This is a genomic window from Sandarakinorhabdus rubra (genome assembly GCF_010994245.1).
Lineage (GTDB): Bacteria > Pseudomonadota > Alphaproteobacteria > Sphingomonadales > Sphingomonadaceae > Sandarakinorhabdus > Sandarakinorhabdus rubra.
In genome coordinates this window covers 1-2,149 of record NZ_WMHO01000314.1, presented here as the reverse complement: position 1 = coordinate 2,149, position 2,149 = coordinate 1, and the positions used below count along the sequence as shown (strand labels likewise).

Below are 2,149 nucleotides of genomic sequence, written 5' to 3'. Positions count from 1 at the left end.
GACGCAGAGGCGGGGCTGGATGGCGCCCGCGCCGCCAGCCTGGTCGCCGCGGTCAACGCCGTGATCGACACCGGCACCACGCGCGAACGCGCCGTGGCGGCGCAGGTGCCGGCCGAGGTGATCCTGATGCTGGTGCTGTTTGCCACGGTCTCGGCCTTCCTGCTCGGCTATGTGCTGGCCGCGCATGGCGAGCGTCACCGCTTTGCCAGCCTCGTGCTGTTCGGCCTGATGGGGTTGACGATGATGCTGATCCTCGATCTCGACCGGCCCACCGACGGCGCCATCCTGACCGACCAGACGGCGATGCGCGACCTGGTGGCCAGCCTTGCGCGCGCAGCCCCTCCTGCATCATGATGGGTGCATGCGCGCCGTCCTTCCCGCCGTCCTGCTACTTGGCCTGATGACCGGCTGCCACGAACAGCGCGCCCAGCTTGGGCATGCGCTGTCGGGCCAGCCGCCGGTGATCGCGGGGACGCTGGAGGGAGAATGGGTGCTGGCCGATCTCAACGGCGGCGGCGTGCCGGAGGCCGGGATCAGCCTGCGGTTCGACCCGGGTGACCAGAACACCAGTCGGGTTTCGGGCAAGAGCGGCTGCAACCAGTTCACCGGCGACTGGCGCCAGACCGGCGCCGCGTTGAAACTGGGGCCGCTGGCCAGCACGATGATGGCCTGCCCGGCGCCTGTGATGGCGGTAGAGCAGCGGTTTCTCGCCGTGCTGGGCGCGGTGACCAGCGTCACCTATACGCAAGGTGGCGAGGCCATATTGTCGGCGCCGGATGGCCGCAGGCTGCGGCTGCGCCGGCCGCCGAAATCGGCACAATAGGCCGCCTCAGGCAGCTTCGCGGTCGATCGAAAGGTCGGCAAGGGTGGTGTGATCGAGGATGTTGGCGGTCTGCTCGCGCACCGTCAGCATCACCTTGCGGATGACGCAGGTCGATTCCTCGAAACAGTCGACACAGCGCTGGTAGGCCGACAGCGACACGCAGGGTACCAGCGCGATCGGCCCTTCGATCAGGCGAATGATCTCGCCGAAGCTGATCTGCCCGGCCGGCCGCGCCAGCCGATAGCCCCCCATCTTGCCGCGATAGCTGTTGACCAGGCCACCGTTCTTCAGATCGAGCAGGATCGCTTCGAGAAACTTGCGCGGCAGCTTCTGATCGGCAGCGATGGCCGAGATCGGCACCGGCGCCACGCCGCCCGACCGGGCAATGAAGATGAGCGCGCGCAGCGCATAGCGGGACCGCTGGGTAAGCACGTATCTCCTATGCACCAACAGGGAATTGCTGCCAAGGCGCGGCAAGCTCCCCAGATGCGCTTTCCTGCCCCGACAAACGTAGTCCCACCAAGTGGCGGATTTTGCCGATGTTCGGCGTTCTGCACTATATGTGTATTTCCATTGTAATACAGCAATGCGCCTAACCCGTTGATTCAAATGGAGACGCTGCGTCTGGCCCAAGTTGGCACACGCCTTGCTACGTGTCCGGCATCGACGCCGGACGCCCCGGCCCGACGCCAGAAGGAGGACCCAAATGATCGCATCTGCCCATCCGCTTTCCCGCAGCCTGGCCGGAGTCGCCGGCACGCTGCTGCTCGCCGGCCTGTGCATTGCCGGTGCCACCGCACCGGCCGCCGCCACCCCTGTCACCAGCCAGGCCCGCATCAGCCAGAACGAGCATGGCGAGCGCGTCGCCCTGGTCCCGCACGCCGATCTCGACCTTGGCAGCAAGGAAGGGCGCGAAAAGCTGGAAGCCCGCATCCGGATCGCCGCCCGCAAGGTGTGCGAGAACAGCGGCGTCGAACCATGGAGCGCGTTCCAGGAAGGCCGCTGCGTGCAAGAGGCGGTGCGCAACGGCCGCCACGCCGCGATGGCGGCGGCGAGCCAGCGCCGCGGCGCCTGACCGCGAAACTGCCACCGGATTCGCTTCCCGTGGTTCCCCCTCTCCACGGGCATGGTGCGGCCCCTCCAGCCCTCTTCAGGCCGCACCCCGCGTGCTGCCCGGCGCCTGTTCCCTCGGCGCCGGGCAGCATTGCTTTTGCCGGCAAAGCCGCCATGGTCAGGCCATGCGCCACCGTCGCCACCTGCTGCTGCTCCCACTGCTGCTGTCGGCGCTGCCAGCCGCCGCCGAACGGGCCCGCGCCCTGGGCATCG

General features: G+C 68.0%; 4 protein-coding genes. 3 read left to right on the top strand and 1 reads right to left on the bottom strand.

All coding sequences use genetic code 11. The annotated features are described in order from the left end of the window. Window positions 1-354 (top strand): hypothetical protein (locus tag GJV64_RS13895; RefSeq protein ID WP_408015004.1); only part of this gene is annotated, 354 nt, incomplete at its 5' end. Between the two features lie 7 nt (window positions 355-361). Further along, a complete protein-coding gene (locus GJV64_RS13890) occupies window positions 362-823 on the top strand; it encodes an META domain-containing protein (RefSeq protein WP_164158009.1) in 462 nt (153 codons plus the stop codon). Between the two features lie 6 nt (window positions 824-829). On the opposite strand, the gene GJV64_RS13885 is transcribed toward GJV64_RS13890, so the two are convergent. Beyond that, complete coding sequence (locus GJV64_RS13885) at window positions 830-1,255, bottom strand: RrF2 family transcriptional regulator (protein ID WP_164158007.1); 426 nt, start codon at window positions 1,253-1,255, stop codon at window positions 830-832. Window positions 1,256-1,529: 274 nt separating this feature from the next. Between GJV64_RS13885 and GJV64_RS13880 the strand changes: the two genes are divergently transcribed. After that, window positions 1,530-1,898, top strand: a complete 369-nt coding sequence (locus tag GJV64_RS13880; protein WP_164158003.1) for a UrcA family protein — start codon at window positions 1,530-1,532, stop codon at window positions 1,896-1,898. Window positions 1,899-2,149 lie beyond the last annotated feature (251 nt).

Coding starts and splice junctions, on each gene's coding strand:
- GJV64_RS13890 (WP_164158009.1), top strand. CDS start 362: ATGCGCGCCGTCCTTCCCGCCGTCCTGCTACTTGGCCTGATGACCGGC.
- GJV64_RS13880 (WP_164158003.1), top strand. CDS start 1,530: ATGATCGCATCTGCCCATCCGCTTTCCCGCAGCCTGGCCGGAGTCGCC.